Source organism: Micromonospora polyrhachis (genome assembly GCF_014203835.1).
Lineage (GTDB): Bacteria > Actinomycetota > Actinomycetes > Mycobacteriales > Micromonosporaceae > Micromonospora_H > Micromonospora_H polyrhachis.
In genome coordinates, this window is sequence record NZ_JACHJW010000001.1 from 611,271 (window position 1) to 627,303 (window position 16,033).

The window sequence follows — 16,033 nt, forward strand, 5'->3', positions numbered from 1 at the left end:
AGCCCACCACCGACCTGCCCGCCATCTGATTCGGAGTCACCGCAGATGCAAACCCCATCGCCACTGCCCGTACGGCTGCGTCGAACGGCCGGTGCCGTGCTGGTCGCCGTACTTGTCGCGCTGGTTCCCGCCGGTCCGGCCGCCGCGCACAACCGGCTGCGCTCGGCGACCCCGGAGCGGGACGCCACGCTCACCGCCCCGCCCACCGAGGTGGTGCTCGAATTCGCGGAACCGCTGAACCCGACCTACACCACGATCGTGGTCACCGACGCCGCCCGGCAACGGGTGGCCACCAGCGAACCGGTGGTCGCCGGCACCCGGGGGACGGTGACCTTCACCGAGCCACTGACCGACGGCGGCTACACCGTCGCCTACCGGGTGGTCTCCGCCGACGGGCATCCGGTGCAGGGCTCCTACCCGTTCACCGTCGGCTCGGGACCGGCAAGCGTGACGACACCGTCGGCTGCCTCCCCGGCCGCGTCGACCGGTGACGCCACCAGTACCGCCGGTTCCGACCGCGCTGCCAGCGCCGACCGCACTGCCAGCTCCGGCGGCGGGGTCAGCGGCGGCGGGGTCAGCGCTTGGACGATCGCGGCCGGCACAGCCGCCCTGGCCGCCCTGCTCGCCCTGCTCGCCGGCACCGGTCTCCTGCTGTGGCGTCGACGCGCCGTGCGCCGATGACCCGGCCCGCTCCCCCGCCGAACCGGGTCGCGCGCCCCTGGGCGTCCGCCGTCGGAGGTCTGGCCGGTGCCGTCGTGGCCGCGACCGCACTGCTCTGGTACGGCGGCGGGGTACGCCGGGACGCCCTCCCCGGCCTGCCCGACCCCGGGATCGTCACCACCTGGGCGTTGCCGGCGGCCCGGCTCGGCACCCAGGTCTGCGCGGTGGCGACCGTCGGGCTGCTACTCGCGGCGGTCCTGCTTTCCCCCCGGGAGGCGGGCGGCCTGTCGGCGATCGGCTACCGGCGACTCCGGGCCGCCGGCTGGACCGCGCTGGCCTGGTGCCTGTCGGCCCTGCTCACCCTCGGCTACACCCTCTCCGACCTGATCGGCCAGCCGATCAGCGAGGCGGTCACCCTGCGTGCGCTGACCAACTTCGCGCTCTCGGTCAACCTCGGCCAGGCGCTCGCCCTCTCCGCCGTCTTCGCCGCCGCGGTCTTCGTGACCTGCCGGGTCAGCCTGCGCCCGACCGGGGCCACCGTCGCACTGGGCCTGGCGGTCCTCGCCGTCGTACCGCCGATCTTCACCGGTCACACCACCGGGGCCGGTAACCACCAACTCGCCGTCTCCAGCCTGCTGCTGCACGTCGTACCGGTGACCCTCTGGGCGGGTGGGCTGCTGGCCCTCGCGATGACCGGCTGGCGGGGCACCGGCAGCGGCAGCGGCACGACGCACCTGGCCACCGCCGTACGCCGCTTCTCGGTACTGGCGACGGTGTGCCTGGTCGCGGTCGCCGGCTCCGGTCTGCTCTCCGCCCTGGCCCGGCTGCCCGGGGGCCTCGCCGACCTGACCACCAGCCGGTACGGCCAGCTCGTCCTGGTCAAGACCGGACTGCTCGCCGTGCTGGCGATCGTCGGCGGATGGCAACGGTTCCGGGCGCTGCCGGCCCTGCGCGACGGCGATCGTCGCCGCTTCGCCCGGGTCACCGCCGTGGAGATCGGGCTCTTCGGCCTCGCCATCGGCGCGGCGGTCGCCCTGGCCCGCACCCCCACCCCGGAGGGCGAACTCGTCGAGGAGGACCTGGCCACCACGTTGCTCGGCTTCCCGATGCCGGGGCCGATGAGCGTCGGTACGCTGCTCGGCGACTGGCTGCCCGACCCGCTGTTCATCGTCGCGACGCTGGGAGCCGCTGGCCTCTACCTCGCCGGGGTGTGGCGACTGCACCGGCGCGGAGACCGCTGGCCGGCGGCCTGCACCTTCGCCTTCCTCGGCGGCTGCGCGATCATACTGGTGGCGACCTCCAGCGGACTGGCCCGCTACGGGCCGGTGCTCTTCTCCGTACACATGGTGCAGCACCTCCTGGTCGCGATGCTGGCACCGATCCTGCTGGCCCTCTCCGGACCGGTCACCCTCGCCCTACGCACGTTCCACAAGGCCGAGGACCCGGCCTGGCCGGGGCCGCGCGAATGGGTGCAGGGTGCGCTACGGCTGCGGATCGGGAAGGTGCTGGCGCATCCGGCGGTCGCCCTGGCCCAGTACGTCGCCGCCATGTACCTGATGTACTTCACCGGGCTGTACGAGTTCGCCCTGCGTTCGCACGCCGCCCACCTGGCGATGATGCTGCACTTCCTCGGGGCCGGCTATCTGTTCTTCTGGGTCGTCATCGGCGTCGACCCCGCTCCTCGACCACGACCCGCGCCACCGCTGCGGATGGTGCTGGTGCTGTTGGCGATGGTCCTGCACGCCTTCCTCGGCGTCGCCATCATGCAGGCCACCACCCTGCTGGCCGCCGACTGGTTCACCGCGCTGCCCCGGGACTGGGGCCCCAGTCCGCTGGACGACCAGCGGACCGCGGGCGGCATCGCCTGGTCGTTCGGGGAGATCCCCACCCTGTTCGTGGTCGGCGCGCTCCTGGTGCAGTGGATGCGTGCGGACGAGCGGGAACAGCGGCGACTGGACCGGGCGGCCGACCGGGCCGACGCCGAAGGGCGGGAGGAGGAGGCGCTGGCCGCGTACAACGCCATGCTCGCCCGGCTGGCCGAACGCGACTCCGCTGCCGGCGAGGTGAAACGGTCGGCTCGGTAGCTCGGCGTACGGTCGGCTCGGTAGAGCGCTGGTGGGCCGTCGTCGTGACCGCTTCCGTCTACCCCAGTCGCTCCAGCGCTTCCCTGAGCTTGACCAACTCTTTCGAGGCGGTGACGTCCCTGGTCTCGAGAACGTCGGTCACGAGGGCGAGATTCTCCCGGTGGCACGGCTTCTCATCCTCGTAGGGCGGGCTGATGATCCATTCGCCGGTGTCGTCCGGGTAGATGTGCTGGTTGTCACCGGTGTCCACCACGGCCACCGGGCCGAACCTGAGCCGTTGGTCACCGTCGTGCACCAGTTCGATCTCCACCAGACCGATCCAGGGATTGATGGCGACCCGAGGGCCGACGGTGAGGGCGATCCGCTCGTGCTTGTTGGCGGGGACCTCGTAACGGACCTCCTTCTCCAAGGTGTAGGGGGTGGGAGGCGGCTCGTCGGGCACGACGAAGTCGTAGTACGCACCGATGCTCAATGGCCCGCCTCCCGCCCGGCACCCTTGCAGCTGCTGCGACTCGCGGAAGGTCACGATCACCTTGGTCACCAGCGACGCGCCGCTGGCGAGGTTGCCGATCGTCACGTCGATCTTGGGTCCGTGGAAGTCCTGCTCCGGGACGGTGGGCGGCTCCTCATCCGGCCCGGTGACCTCGCTGGCGTCCTGCGACCAGCCGTCGAGATCGTCGGTGATGTAGGCGGAGAGCCCGACGAGCTGTAGACCGGGCCGCAACGTCGGCCCCTCCTTGGCCACCCTGTTGGCCTGGTGCTGTAGCGACAGGCCGATGATCGCGAGCGGCAGCCCGCAGACTGCCACCACCAGCCCGATGAGCGTGAGCCATTCGGCTGCGGCGAACCTGCGGGTGTGGCCGGTGACGAACCTGACCAGCGGGATGCGACTTGTCCATGCTCGCGATGTGGGACGGGAAGCCACCGTACGGGGAGCCTCCCGCCACGGTGATCGCTGGTTACGCATCCACCCCTCCGATAGATCTCATTCATTGACCTTCCATCCTGGAACCTAGCTTCCGGATGCCAGTTGGAAAGTCGACAGACGAGAATCCAATCCGGTGCCGCGTCTCCCGGACGTGGCGGCTTACCGGGTCGCCATCGGGCCACCGGGCCACCGGGCCACGCTTGTCTCGCGTTTGATTCGCGACAGTTTGTCTGGATTGCGCACGATGTACAGTCCGTTGATCCGTCCCTCGTGGACTCGCACCGCCACCACGTTGTCGATCTCGTCGTCGAGCCTGATGATCAGAGCTGGACCACCGTTGATCTGCGCCGGCTCGACCGACATCCGGCCTGCGACCTTGGGCAGTCCCCCAGCCAGCAGGCGGGCCACCCGGTCGGGCCCGACGATCGGTCGCACCACGGCCTGCACGACGCCACCACCATCCGCGAGGAGAACGACGTCCGGCGCGAGGGTGTCGAGCAGATCCTGCAGGTCGCCCGTCTCGACCGCCCGCTGGAACGCCTCAAGCGCACGGTGGGCTTCGGCTGTGGAGACGACGCCACGCGGCCGGCGGGTGGCGACATGTGCCCGTGCCCGGTGCAGAATCTGCCGGACCGCCGCCGGGCTCTTGTCGACGGCTTCGGCGATCTCGTCGTACTCCAGCTCGAACACCTCGCGCAGCACGAAGACCGCCCGTTCGGTCGGGGTCAGGGTCTCCAGCACCAGCAGCATCGCCATCGAGACGCTGTCGGCCAACTCGACGTCCTCGGCCACATCGGGCGCGGTGAGTAGCGGCTCGGGTAGCCAGGGGCCGACGTAGGACTCCTTGCGCCGGCCGAGCGTACGCAGCCGGCTCAGTGCCTGGCGAGCGGTGATCCGGACCAGGTAGGCACGCCGGTCCCGGACCACACCGAGATCGACTTTCGCCCATCGCAGCCAGGTCTCCTGGAGGACGTCCTCGGCGTCGGTGGCCGAGCCGAGCATCTCGTAGGCGACGGTGAACAGCAGGTTGCGATGGGCGATGAACACCTCGGTGGCGAGGTCCATGTGGCCACCATGGGCGAGTGGCTTGGCGGTGTCCACTGATCTCTCGTCCATGGTCGGCTCCCGCTCGTTCGCTCTCGGCTGTGCTCCCCCACGAGACGCCGGTTTCCGTTTCCCTGTGACATCCGGAGAGGGTGGCTTGGGCCACATCGCCGCCCTGTCACAAGGCTCGGGTCGTCGACATCTTGTGTTCGTCCAGTGCAAGAGCACGCCGCGCCACGAGTGAGGACGCAGCCATGGAAGCCCGCTTCAACCTGTTCGACAGTCCGACGGCCGCAAAGGTCACCAAGCGGTTCTACAGCATTTCCCAGGTTATGGAGCAGTCGACGCTACCGAAGTCCACCCAGGAACTGGTGAGCCTGCGGGCCAGCCAGATCAACGGCTGCGGTTGGTGCGTCGACATCCACGTCAAGGACGCCACGGCCGCCGGCGAGACCGCGCTCCGGCTCAACCTGGTCGCCGTCTGGCGCGAGACCACCGTGTTCACCGAGGCCGAGCGGGCTGCACTGGCATTCACCGAGGAAGGCACCCGGCTCGCCGACGCCTACCACGGTGTGTCCGACGAGACCTGGACCGAGGTGCGCAAGCACTACGACGACGACCAGACCGGTGCGCTCATCTGTCTGGTCGCCCTGATCAACGCGGCCAACCGACTCGCCGTGATCACCCAGCAGAAGGGCGGATCCTACGAGCCGGGCATGTTCGCCAAGGTGGTGAGCTGATCGGCGGCTGGTTCAGGCCCGGATCCCTGCGGATCCGGGCCTGAACCGGAATCGGCGCGTGTCCTGTCGGGGTCCGCCGGTCAGCCGAGCGCCTGGGCCAGGTCGGCCCGCAGGTCGTCGGGGTCCTCCAGACCGATGGAGAGCCGGACGATGTCGGCTCCCGGTCGGGCCGACTCGGCGACCGGGCGGTGGGTCAACGCCGCCGGATGCTGGATCAGGGAGTCGACCCCGCCGAGGGAGACCGCGTGGGTGAACAGTTCGACCCGGTTGGTGACCTGCACGGCGTGCGGGTAACCATCGGTGAGCTGGATGGCCAGCATTGCCCCGCAGCCCCGCATCTGCCGACCGACCAGACCGGTCGGATCGCAGTCGGGAGCACCCGGGTAGAAGACCCGGCGTACGGCGGGATGGGTCTGCAACCAGGCCACCAGCTTCTCGGCGGAACTCTGCTGGGCGCGTACCCGGACGGGCAGCGTGGTCAGGCCCCGGTGCAGCAGATAGCCGGCGAGCGGGTGCATGAGCGCCCCGGTCACCGCCCGGACCTGACGCAGGGCGGCGGCCCATGCGGCGCTACCCGCGACGACACCACCGACCACGTCACCGTGCCCGCCGAGATACTTCGTGGCGCTGTGCAGCACCAGGCTCGCCCCGTGCGCGGCGGGATTCTGTAGGACCGGGGTGGCGAAGGTGTTGTCCACCAGGACCGGTCGGCCGGCGGCGGCCTCGACGACCGCGCCGATGTCCACCAGCTCCAGGGTGGGATTCGCCGGGGTCTCCACCAGCACCAGGCAGGTGTCGGGTCGGACCTCCGTCGCCACCCGCGCCGCAGTGCAGTACGTGACCTCGGCACCGAGCAGCCCGGAGGCGAGCAGGTGGTCGGTGCCGCCGTAGAGCGGACGGACCGCCACGACGTGGTTCCCGCCAGTCTCCGTCTTGGCGGCGAGTAGGGTCGCGGTCATCGCGGCCATGCCGGAGGAGAACGCCACTGCCTCCTCGGTGCCCTCCAGTTGGGCCAGGGCCGCCTCGAACCGGGCCACCGTCGGATTCCACAGTCGGGCGTAGACGTGTCCGCCGCCGTCGACCGGGTGCCCACCGCCGGCCATCGACTCGTACGACGCGCCGCCCAACTCGATGTCCGGCAGTGGACTGGTCGAGGAGAGGTCCAGGGGCGGCACATGCACCCCCAGGTCGGACAGGTCCGCTCGACCGGCGTGCACTGCCAACGAGTCGAATGAAAGATTCGCGCTGCTCACGGCACGATGGTGCAAGACGCTGCAATACAGAGCAATGATCGGGAAAGATTCCTCGGCACAACCAACTAGATTGGCAGAATCATGGAGGTGATGTCGGTGCCACGAATGGCCAGACCGAGGAATCCACAACCCGCCCGGGCCGGGGATCCACCGTCCTCTCGGGCCGGGAACCCGCAGCCCACCCGAACCGCCGGGCTGGACGACCTGGACCTCGCCATCCTCACCGAACTGGCAGACGACGGGCGTCTCACCAACGCCGCGTTGGCCGCCCGGGTGGGAATCGCCGAGTCAACCTGCATCCACCGGGTCCGGGCGTTACGCGACAGCGGTGTCATCGCCGGCTTCCACGCCCAGCTCAGCCTGCCCGCCCTCGGCTATCCACTCCAGGCCGTCATCCGGGTACGCCTGGGCAGCCACAACCGGGAGCACGTCCGCAGCTTCCACGCCACCCTCACCGACATCCCCGGTGTCCTCACCGCGTTCCACGTCGCTGGCGCGGACGACTATCTGGTGCACGTGGCGGTCGAGTCCCCGGAGGCGCTACGCGACCTCGTCCTGGAGCACATCACCGTCCATCCGGCCGTACGCCAGGCAGAGACCCACCTCGTCTTCGAGGTGCTGGCCGGTCGGGGTGTCCTGCCCCCGCCCGCCCCCGGGACTCGTCGGCCGCCGCCCGCGTCCCGGCCCGGGCCCCCGCCCGCTGCGGTACCAGCGGACCGGACGAAGGGGCCGACCAAGTGAGCGTCGCGCTGTTCACCCTCGGTGGCACGATCGCGATGACCGGCAGCAGCGGTGGGGTGGTCAGCCGGCTGACCGGTGCCGAACTCACCACGGCCGTACCCGGGCTCGCCGACTTGGGCGTGCCGCTCGACGTACGGGACACGCAGGCCGTACCCAGTGCGAACCTGACCTTCCGGCAGGTGCTCGACGTGGTCGGCGCCGCCTCGCGGGCGGTAACCCACGGCGCTGTCGGCGTCATCGTCACCCAGGGCACCGACACGTTGGAGGAGACCGCGTTCCTCGCCGACCTCGTCTGGCCACATGAGGCACCGCTGGTCTTCACCGGGGCGATGCGCAACCCGACGCTCGCCGGGCCGGACGGGCCGGCGAACCTGCTGGCGGCGGTACGGGTCGCCACGTCGTCGGCGGCTCGGGACCTGGGAACGCTGGTCGTCTTCAACGACGAGGTCCATGCCGCGCGGTGGGTACGCAAGACCCACAGCACCAGTACGGCGGCCTTCGCCTCGCCGAACGCCGGACCGATCGGCCACGTCATCGAAGGACAGGTACGCATTCTGGCCCGGCCCGTCCGGCGGGGGCCGCTGCCGATCCCAGCCGATCCCGCACGACTCGACGCCGCCCGGGTGGCTCTCTACTGCGCCACGCTCGACGACGACGGCCTACTGCTCGACGGGCTCGCGGAGACACACCGTGGCGTCGTCTACGCCGGATACGGAGTCGGCCATGCGCCGTCCACCCTCGCCCCGGTGCTCGGTGCCCTCGCCGAACGCATTCCGGTGGTGTTGACGTCCCGTACCGGCAGCGGATCCGTACTACGGCACACCTACGGAGCAGTTGGTTCGGAGACGGACCTGCTGCGGCGTGGACTGATCAACGGCGGGCTGCTCGATCCGTACAAGGCACGCGCACTCCTTCGGCTACTGGTCACGGCCGGCGCCCGGCGCGACGACATCGTCGAGGAGTTCGCCAACCACGGTTGACCGCAGCATTGGACACGCCGGGCCCTGCACCTCGGCGTACGCCGGGGATTTCCTGGTCGAAGTCTCCGGCTTGAGCCGATCTTAAACATCTTGTTCACAACATTCAGTTGACAACGGAGAGTAGAGAGGATTGACTAGCGCAATGACGGATGCCTCGCAGACAGACAACTTGTTCGCTCCGCCGGACGCCAGCCGCGCCCGCGCGCACCGCGACTTCGCCGCACTGCACCGCATCACCGAGCGACACGCCGCAACGGAGAGTCAGCGGCGCAGGTGGAGTCACGAAAGCGTCCTCGACCCGTACGAGGCGGTCTGCCTGGTGACCTCGCTCGCGGCCGGAGCCGCCCTGCCCGAGCGGGACGAGGCACCACTGGACGAAACCGATCTGGTCGCTGCGCTGACCCTGATCCCACGGGTGCGGGCCGACCTCGACACGCTAGAAGCCGGACTGCTCGACCTGTCCCGCAGTCGCGGACTCACCTGGCAGAACATCGCCTTCGGCCTCGGCCTAGGCACCGCCCAGGCGGCGCGGCAGCGCCACGAGCGCCTGACCGAGCGCACCCGGTCCGGCGCTACGGACAACTAGCGGCCGACTGCTCCTCACCGAGCACGCGGCGGGCGAGGCGAGGCGCTGACTAACGGAATGTGTGGCTATTCAGCAAGGAATAGCCACACAACCGGGACAGGTCTACTGCCAACGGAAGAACCGGCTGGCTGCCGCGCCGGCGACCACGGTGACCCCAGCCAGCGCCACGACCTGCCCAGCGCTGGGCGTACCACCGGACCAGGATGCGCTGAGGGCGTCCAGTGCGGCACCGAAGGGCAGGTGTCCGCCGATCTCAGCCAGCCATCCTGGCAGGTTCTGTCGTGGGCCGAAGCCGCCACCCAGCGCCATGACCGCGAAGAACGACGTCAGCCCGATGGCGACGGCCGCGTTGACACTGGGCGCGAGCGCGGAGATCAGCAAGCCGATCGCGTACATCGCGGCGGCGGTGAGAGCGAGCGCGCCGAGCGCACCGGCAGGGTTGCGCGGCGGCACGACACCGAACATGAGCCGGGCCACCACCAGGGCGAAGACGATGCCGACCAAGGCCTGAGCGAGGCTGACCACCACCTGGGCGGCGAGGACCATCCACGGTCGGGCCGGCGTCACCGCGAGCCGCCGCAGCACCCCGTAGGTCCGGTACGCCGCCAGGAACGACGGCATGTTGACTATGCCCAGCATCGCCACGACCAGCACCAGGACCATTGGTACGACGTACGCGTCCAGCGCCGGCAGTCCACCGAACTGGGGCACCCCCTCGCGGTCCGACCCGAGGCCGTTCATCAACATGATCAGCACGGGCAGCCCGAACGGCACGACCAGTCCGGCGGTGTCCCGCCAGGTCAGCCGGGCCTCGGTGAGCACCATCTGTGCCCAGGCGTGCCGCCCGAGCCGACGCGGAACGGGCCGCGCCGAGACGGCAGCGGAGACCTCGCTCATCGCTTGTCCTCCGGAGTGGAGTCGTCAGCCGGGCTCAACGCCCGGCCGGTCAGGGCAAGGAAAGCATCGTCGAGTTGCGCCTGGCGCAGCCGGGTCTCGGTGACGACCACACCTACGTCGATCAACGCGGAGGTGACCGCGTACAGCAGGTTTCCGGTGCCGGAGACCATGACCTCGGCACCGTCGACGACCACTCCGGTCACCTCGGGCAGCGCGGCCAGTACGGCGTGGTCGAACGGCTGGGCCACCCGGAACGTGAGCTGCTGGTCGACCGAGGCGTGGGTGATCAGACCGGCCGGTGTGTCCAGGGCGACGATCCGACCGCGATCGATGACCGCGATCCGGTCGCAGAGCCGTTCCGCCTCCTCCATCAGGTGCGTGACGAGCAGTACGGTAACCCCGGACTCGCGGATCTCCTCGATCAACTGCCAGGTGTCACGTCGTGCCCTCGGGTCCAGGCCGGTGGTGAGTTCGTCCAGGACCGCGATGAGGGGCTTACCGACCAGGGCCAGTGCGATCGCCAGTCGCTGCTGTTGGCCCCCGGAAAGGTCACCGAACGCACTGCGCCGCTTGCCGTCGAGGCCCAGGTCGGCCAGCAGCCGGTCCGGGTCGGCACCCTCGCTGTAGAACGAGCGGTAGAGCTTCACCGCCTCCCCCACCCGAAGCTTCTCGGGCAGCATCCCCTGCTGCAACTGCACCCCCACGAGTTGCCGAAGGCGGTTGCGGTCCCGGCGCGGATCCAGCCCGAGAACGCTGATCCGGCCGGCATCCGGGGTACGAAGCCCGATCAGACACTCGATCGTGGTGGTCTTACCCGCGCCGTTGGGACCGAGGATGCCGAAGATCTCGCCCCGCTCGACGGTGAGGCTGACATTGTCGACAGCCACTGTCGATCCGTATCGCTTACGCAGCCCTTCGACCTCGATGACGGCCACGACCCACTCCCTGCCTCAGCTACCGCTGACGCGTTGTCACCGGCACAGTGGACGTTAGGGAGATCGGCTCCGCCTGTCGCGTGCCATCGGTCATCACCGGCAACCATGACTTCCGGCACGGGCCGGCCGTCCGGCACGGAACGTAGAGTCATCTCGGGGATCTTGATGAGCGATCAGAGTCTGGAACGGTGGACGGGCGTCGGTGTCGTAGCCGCATGCCTGATGATCGGGCTGCCCATGCTGATCGACCAGATCTTCGGAGCGGGGGAAGCCATCGCCGGCACGGCCTGGCTCTGGTGGTGCTGCTACCTCGGTTTCGTCACCGCATTCATCGGCGCCTGGTTCATTCCGCCGGGCGCAAGGTGGCTGACCAGCCAGCGGGTCCTGGTCGGGCAGGCCGTACTCGGAAACGCCACCGTCCTGCTCTCGGGGTCCGCCGGATGGACCCCCATCCTGCTGGTCTTCAACGCCGCCGCAGCCACCTACCTCCTCTCCGGGCGGGGCATCGCGATCCTGATCGGCGTGCAGAGCACCGTCGTGGCGACGACCGGCTGGCTCAGCGGCAGCGAACTGGCCGAGATCCTCCTGCTCTTCATCATCTACACGGTGTTGCAGACCTGCGGTGCCTTGTCCGTCATGGGTCTGCGCCGGGAGACAGCCGCCCGCACGGAACTGGCCGCGGCGAACGTCCAGCTCCGCGCCGCCACCGCCCTGCTCGCCGAGTCGAGCCGGTCCGGGGAGCGGCTACGGATCGCCCGAGAGCTGCACGACCTCGTCGGCCACCAGCTCACCGCCCTGGTACTGGAGTTGGAGGTCGCCACCCACCGCGAGGGCACCCAGGCCCGCGAGCACGTGGTTCGAGCCCGTGGCCTGGCCAAGGACCTGCTGGCCGACGTCCGGGTCGCGGTCGGCGAACTGCGTAACCGGCCCCCGGAACTCCGCGCCGCGATCACCGCGATCACCGCCGACCTGCCCCGTCCCCAGGTGCACCTCCAGATCGACGAGACCGTCGAAGCAGACGAGGAACGTACCCGTACGCTGATCCGCTGCGTACAGGAGATCGTCACCAACACCATCCGGCACGCCGACGCCACGAACCTCTGGATCGAGATCGCCCGTACCGACGAGGGGCGGATCGTCCTGCGTACCCGGGACGATGGGCGCGGCACGCCGGTGCTGCGGCTCGGGCACGGGTTGACCGGGCTGCGGGAACGGGTGCAGCAGCTGGGTGGCTCGGTCTCCTTCACTGCGCACAGTGGTTTCCACGTTATCGCCGAAATGCCGGCGCCATGACCATCGACAGCATGGACGAGAAGGTGGCCCTCATCGCCGGCAGCGGGGACGGAAACGCGGATCCGGTCACCAGCACCGCGATCCGGGTCTGCATCGTGGACGACCAGACCCTGGTCCGGCAGGGCATCCGGCACCTGTTGGAGCTGTCACCGGACGTGGTGGTGGTCGGTGAGGCGGCCGACGGCGACCAGGCTCTTGAGGTCATCCCCGGGGTACAGCCTGATGTCGTCCTGCTCGACCTACGAATGCCCCGACGGGACGGCATCGCCACCCTGACCGCCCTACGAGAGCGGCACATCGAAGTTCCGACCCTGGTTCTGACCACGTTCGACGACGACGAGCTGGTACTGCGCGCACTCCGGGCGGGAGCCCGTGGTTACCTGCTCAAAGACGTCACTCTCGAACAACTCGTCGGGGCGGTACGGACCCTGGCCGCCGGTGGCAGCCTGGTGCAGCCGGCGTTGACCGAGCGTCTGCTTCGGGCCGTACCCGAGCTGCCCCAGCCGAACGTCATCGACGACCTACCACCACCGCAGTCGATCACCGCCCGCGAGCGGGAGATCCTGCGGCTACTCGCGGGCGGCTACAGCAATCGGGAAATCGCCGCCGCGCTGCACCTGGCCGAGGGCACCGTGAAGAACCACGTCTCCCACCTGCTGATGAAGCTCGGGGTACGGGACCGCACCCGTGCCGTACTCCGCGCGCTGCACCTGGGTCTGCTCGATCCATCGCGACGCGGGACGGACAGCCCCCCGCGCTGAGGTGTCAGGAAGGGCCCCTTCCTATGCAGGAAGCGATAAGAAGGGGCCTTTCCTTTCACTTCAGGCGGGCACCTTCGATGTCCAGGTCGGGCAGGAGCCGGTCCAGCCAGCGGGGCAGCCACCAGGACGACCTGCCGAGCAGGGCGAGTACAGCCGGCACCAGGGTCATCCGGACGACGAACGCGTCCAGCAGCACGCCGGTGGCGAGGCCGAAGGCGATCGCCTTGACGATGACGTCCTCGACGGTGACGAAGCTGGCGAAGACCGAGAACATGATCAGCGCGGCGGCGACGACCACCCGGGAGGCGTGCTGTGCCCCGACGACCACTGATTCGCGAGGGCGGCCGGTATGCACGTACTCCTCCCGCATCCGGGAGACCAGGAAGACCTCGTAGTCCATGGCCAGGCCGAAGAGCACCGCCATCAGGATGATCGGCATGAAGCTGATCACCGGCCCGGTGGTCGAGACGCCGAACAGGTCCTTGAGCCAGCCCCACTGGAAGACCGCGACGACGGCCCCGAACGATGCGGCCACCGACAGCAGGAACCCGATCGCGGCCTTGATCGGCACCAGGATCGACCGGAAGACCAGCAGAAGCAGTAGCAGCGCGAGCCCGACGACGATCAGCGCGAACGGCAGCAGCGCCCCGGCCAGCCGGTCGGAGACGTCGATCGCCACGGCGGTGTGCCCGGTGACCGCGAGCTGGCTACCGGTCTGCCGCCCCAACTCGTCGGCCCGGTCCCGGAGGTCGGTGACGAGCGCACTGGTCTGCTCGTCCTCGGGTCCGGTTTCCGGCACCACCTGGACGACCGCTGCGGTGCCGCCGGGCAGCGGCTTCGGTACGGCGTACGCGACGTTGTCGAGGCCGCCGGTGAACTGGCCCGGGGTGGCGGTCGGGGTGCCGCCGATGGCGACGGCCAACTGCTCGGCGCTCTGTTCGACGGTGGCCGGTTCCAGGTTGGTGGCCAGGACCAGCAGCGGGCCGTTGAATCCGGGGCCGAAGTGTTCGCTGACCAGGTTGTACGCCTGGCGCTGGGTGGTCTCCGGTGCGGCGGTGCCGTTGTCGGGCAGGGCCAGGCGCAGTTGCAGCGCCGGTACGGCCAGGGCCAGCAGCCCCAGCACGGTCACCGCGATGGTGATCAGCGGACGCCGGGTGACGAACGCCGTCCAGCGGGCACCACCGGTGCGGGTCGAGGCGTCGGTGTGTTCGGCCATCGCCTGTTCCCGCCGGTAGGCCCGGGAGCCGGGCTTGGGGGCCAGCCGGGCACCGGCGAAGCCCATCAGGGCCGGCAGCAGGGTCAACGCGACCAGCACCGCCACCAGCACGGTGCCGGCGGCACCTATCCCCATCACCGTCAGGAACGGGATCTGCACCACCGAGAGTCCGACCAGCGCGATGATCACCGTCAGGCCGGCGAAGACGACGGCGGAACCGGCGGTGCCGGCGGCCCGCCCGGCCGACTCCTCGGGGCTGGTGCCACTGACAAGTTGGGAGCGGTACCGGGACAGGATGAACAGCGCGTAGTCGATGCCGACGGCCAGGCCGATCATCAGCGCCAGGGTGGGTGCGGTGGAGGAGAGCGTGATGGTGCCGGAGAAGGCGAGCAGGCCACCGAGTCCGACGCCGATGCCGACGATCGCGGTCAGCAGGTTCATCCCGGCAGCGAGCAGCGACCCGAAGGTGATCATCAGTACGACCACCGCGACGGCGACTCCGATGAACTCGGTGGGGCCGATCCGTACCCCGGTGGTGGTGAACGCGTCACCGCCCACCTGCACGTCGAGCCCGGCGGCCCGGGCTGGCGCGACGGTGTCCTCGAGCGCGTCGAGGGTGCCCTCCGCCAGGTCGGCGGTGGGTACGTCGTACTGCACGGCGGCGAGCGCGGCCCGACCGTCCGGGCTGACGACCTTCGCGTCGAACGGGTCGACGACGAGCCCGACCTGGGGTGCCTGCTCGGCCCCGATCAGCGTCTGCTTGATCGCCGAGACGTACCGGGGGTCGGTGATCGTCGCCCCGTCCGGTGCGACGAAGACGAGTTGCGCGTTCGCGCCAGCGGCAGCCGGGGAGATCTCCCGGAGTTGGTCGAGTGCCTGCTGGGACTCGGAGCCCGGGATGGTGAACTGGTCGTCGAACTCCCCACCGAAGGTGACGAAGAGTCCGATCACGGCGGCCAGGATCAACGTCCAGGCACCGACCACGACGCCGCGCCGGCGGAAACAGGCGCGAGCGAGTCGGTAGAGCAGGGAAGCCATCAAGAAAGCCCTTCGGCGTTCGGTGGTGCGGGTGGTGCCAGTGGTGCTGGCGGCGCGGATGGTGCCAGTGGCGCTGGCGGTGCCGGTGGTGCCGAGGTGACGGCCCGGAGCATGAGCAGTAGTGCGGGACGGTGCAGGCCGGCCACCTCACCGTTGCCCTCGGTGGAGATCTCCTGCAACGCGAGGCCGTCCATCATCCCGATCACGATGCGGGCGAGCTGGGCTGCCGGGATGGTCAGGGTTACCCCGGTCCGCCGCACTACGTTCTCGATCAGGCTGGTGAGGCGGTCGAGTACCCGACGCATATGGCGACGTAACGCGGCGACGGCCTCCGGATGCCGGCTCGCGTACAGGGCGTACTCCAGGTAGACGATCGCCCAGGCCCGGTCCTGCCGGTAGGTGGCGAGGCCGCGTTCGACGGCTGCCGCAACCGGATCGTCCTCCTCCTCCACCCCGGTGAGTTGTTCCTCCAACTGCGCCATCCGGGCGGTCATCTCCCGCTCGAAGAGCGCGGCGAGGAGTTCGTCCTTGGTGCGGAAGCTGGAGTAGAAGGCTCCGCGGGTGAACCCGCCCCGGCTACAGATGTCCTCCACCCGGGCCGCTTGGAAGCCCAGCTCGGCGAAGGTGCTCAGGGCGGCGTCCAGCAGGCGTTCGACCGTCACCTCGCGGCGACGTTTGTACGGCTCGGGGCCGTCGATCGGGGACATGTCTCGACTCACGATGCACGAGTGTACTCAGTGCATTCGTGTATCGAACCGGTTTCCCAATGAGCGCCCGGTCACAGGAGCAGGCTCGCGATGGCGCGGGCGTCGGGGTGGGTTCCTTGGCTTACCCTGTCCCCGCCGCCGGACTGCGCAGGCCGGCGGCGGGCAATCGA

General features: G+C 69.7%; 14 protein-coding genes and 1 pseudogene. 8 read left to right on the forward strand and 7 right to left on the reverse strand.

Translation table 11 applies throughout. The features are described 5' to 3' along the window. Window positions 1-45 precede the first annotated feature (45 nt). On the forward strand, window positions 46-681 hold the full coding sequence (locus FHR38_RS02440) for a copper resistance CopC family protein (protein ID WP_184532394.1): 636 nt from the start codon (window positions 46-48) through the stop codon (window positions 679-681). Continuing rightward, window positions 678-2,744 (forward strand): bifunctional copper resistance protein CopD/cytochrome c oxidase assembly protein, encoded by a 2,067-nt coding sequence (locus FHR38_RS02445; RefSeq protein WP_184532396.1) that lies wholly within the window; start codon window positions 678-680, stop codon window positions 2,742-2,744. Before FHR38_RS02440 ends, FHR38_RS02445 begins: the two co-directional genes overlap by 4 nt. A gap of 58 nt (window positions 2,745-2,802) precedes the next feature. Here the strand turns inward: FHR38_RS02445 and FHR38_RS02450 are convergent, their stop codons facing one another. Further along, window positions 2,803-3,711 (reverse strand): hypothetical protein, encoded by a 909-nt coding sequence (locus tag FHR38_RS02450; RefSeq protein WP_184532398.1) that lies wholly within the window; start codon window positions 3,709-3,711, stop codon window positions 2,803-2,805. Window positions 3,712-3,831: 120 nt separating this feature from the next. Beyond that, the gene (locus FHR38_RS02455; protein ID WP_184532400.1) at window positions 3,832-4,788 is read right to left on the reverse strand and encodes an RNA polymerase sigma-70 factor; all 957 of its coding nucleotides are present in this window, start codon (window positions 4,786-4,788) and stop codon (window positions 3,832-3,834) included. Between the two features lie 182 nt (window positions 4,789-4,970). On the opposite strand from FHR38_RS02455, the gene FHR38_RS02460 reads away from it, so the two are divergent. Beyond that, the gene (locus FHR38_RS02460) at window positions 4,971-5,456 is read left to right on the forward strand and encodes a carboxymuconolactone decarboxylase family protein (RefSeq protein ID WP_184532402.1); all 486 of its coding nucleotides are present in this window, start codon (window positions 4,971-4,973) and stop codon (window positions 5,454-5,456) included. Between the two features lie 80 nt (window positions 5,457-5,536). Here FHR38_RS02460 and FHR38_RS02465 read toward each other — a convergent pair whose 3' ends face one another. Continuing rightward, entirely contained in the window at window positions 5,537-6,709 is a 1,173-nt protein-coding gene (locus FHR38_RS02465) for a trans-sulfuration enzyme family protein (protein WP_312881744.1), read from the reverse strand. Window positions 6,710-6,814: 105 nt separating this feature from the next. On the opposite strand from FHR38_RS02465, the pseudogene FHR38_RS02470 reads away from it, so the two are divergent. The 3 genes and pseudogenes from FHR38_RS02470 to FHR38_RS02480 all read left to right on the forward strand — a co-directional run. Then, a pseudogene (locus FHR38_RS02470) lies at window positions 6,815-7,342 on the forward strand (Lrp/AsnC family transcriptional regulator); the annotation flags it as partial. A 104-nt stretch (window positions 7,343-7,446) separates the two neighbouring features. Beyond that, the gene (locus tag FHR38_RS02475) at window positions 7,447-8,430 is read left to right on the forward strand and encodes an asparaginase (RefSeq protein WP_184532406.1); all 984 of its coding nucleotides are present in this window, start codon (window positions 7,447-7,449) and stop codon (window positions 8,428-8,430) included. Window positions 8,431-8,572: 142 nt separating this feature from the next. Next, window positions 8,573-9,016 carry a DNA-binding protein gene (locus FHR38_RS02480; protein ID WP_184532408.1) on the forward strand — a complete coding sequence of 148 codons (444 nt, stop codon included), beginning with the start codon at window positions 8,573-8,575 and terminating at the stop codon, window positions 9,014-9,016. Window positions 9,017-9,118: 102 nt separating this feature from the next. Here the strand turns inward: FHR38_RS02480 and FHR38_RS02485 are convergent, their stop codons facing one another. Beyond that, window positions 9,119-9,913 (reverse strand): ABC transporter permease, encoded by a 795-nt coding sequence (locus FHR38_RS02485; RefSeq protein WP_184532410.1) that lies wholly within the window; start codon window positions 9,911-9,913, stop codon window positions 9,119-9,121. After that, on the reverse strand, window positions 9,910-10,848 hold the full coding sequence (locus FHR38_RS02490; RefSeq protein WP_184532412.1) for an ABC transporter ATP-binding protein: 939 nt from the start codon (window positions 10,846-10,848) through the stop codon (window positions 9,910-9,912). Before FHR38_RS02490 ends, FHR38_RS02485 begins: the two co-directional genes overlap by 4 nt. Before the next feature lie 165 nt (window positions 10,849-11,013). Here FHR38_RS02490 and FHR38_RS02495 point away from each other — a divergent pair, with 165 nt between their 5' ends. Then, a complete protein-coding gene (locus tag FHR38_RS02495; RefSeq protein WP_184532414.1) occupies window positions 11,014-12,141 on the forward strand; it encodes a sensor histidine kinase in 1,128 nt (375 codons plus the stop codon). An 11-nt stretch (window positions 12,142-12,152) separates the two neighbouring features. Then, the gene (locus tag FHR38_RS02500) at window positions 12,153-12,902 is read left to right on the forward strand and encodes a response regulator (protein WP_184532415.1); all 750 of its coding nucleotides are present in this window, start codon (window positions 12,153-12,155) and stop codon (window positions 12,900-12,902) included. Between the two features lie 55 nt (window positions 12,903-12,957). Here FHR38_RS02500 and FHR38_RS02505 read toward each other — a convergent pair whose 3' ends face one another. Both FHR38_RS02505 and FHR38_RS02510 read right to left on the reverse strand, forming a co-directional pair. Then, window positions 12,958-15,156 carry an MMPL family transporter gene (locus FHR38_RS02505; RefSeq protein WP_184532417.1) on the reverse strand — a complete coding sequence of 733 codons (2,199 nt, stop codon included), beginning with the start codon at window positions 15,154-15,156 and terminating at the stop codon, window positions 12,958-12,960. Continuing rightward, window positions 15,156-15,875, reverse strand: a complete 720-nt coding sequence (locus FHR38_RS02510; RefSeq protein ID WP_184532419.1) for a TetR/AcrR family transcriptional regulator — start codon at window positions 15,873-15,875, stop codon at window positions 15,156-15,158. The genes FHR38_RS02505 and FHR38_RS02510 overlap by 1 nt, the downstream gene beginning before the upstream one ends. Window positions 15,876-16,033: the final 158 nt, after the last annotated feature.

Excerpts from the sequence above, each read along its gene's own strand:
- FHR38_RS02440 (WP_184532394.1), top strand. The coding sequence starts at position 46 with ATGCAAACCCCATCGCCACTGCCCGTACGGCTGCGTCGAACGGCCGGT.
- FHR38_RS02445 (WP_184532396.1), top strand. The coding sequence starts at position 678 with ATGACCCGGCCCGCTCCCCCGCCGAACCGGGTCGCGCGCCCCTGGGCG.
- FHR38_RS02450 (WP_184532398.1), bottom strand. The coding sequence starts at position 3,711 with ATGCGTAACCAGCGATCACCGTGGCGGGAGGCTCCCCGTACGGTGGCT.
- FHR38_RS02455 (WP_184532400.1), bottom strand. The coding sequence starts at position 4,788 with ATGGACGAGAGATCAGTGGACACCGCCAAGCCACTCGCCCATGGTGGC.
- FHR38_RS02460 (WP_184532402.1), top strand. The coding sequence starts at position 4,971 with ATGGAAGCCCGCTTCAACCTGTTCGACAGTCCGACGGCCGCAAAGGTC.
- FHR38_RS02480 (WP_184532408.1), top strand. The coding sequence starts at position 8,573 with ATGACGGATGCCTCGCAGACAGACAACTTGTTCGCTCCGCCGGACGCC.
- FHR38_RS02485 (WP_184532410.1), bottom strand. The coding sequence starts at position 9,913 with ATGAGCGAGGTCTCCGCTGCCGTCTCGGCGCGGCCCGTTCCGCGTCGG.
- FHR38_RS02495 (WP_184532414.1), top strand. The coding sequence starts at position 11,014 with ATGAGCGATCAGAGTCTGGAACGGTGGACGGGCGTCGGTGTCGTAGCC.
- FHR38_RS02500 (WP_184532415.1), top strand. The coding sequence starts at position 12,153 with ATGGACGAGAAGGTGGCCCTCATCGCCGGCAGCGGGGACGGAAACGCG.
- FHR38_RS02505 (WP_184532417.1), bottom strand. The coding sequence starts at position 15,156 with ATGGCTTCCCTGCTCTACCGACTCGCTCGCGCCTGTTTCCGCCGGCGC.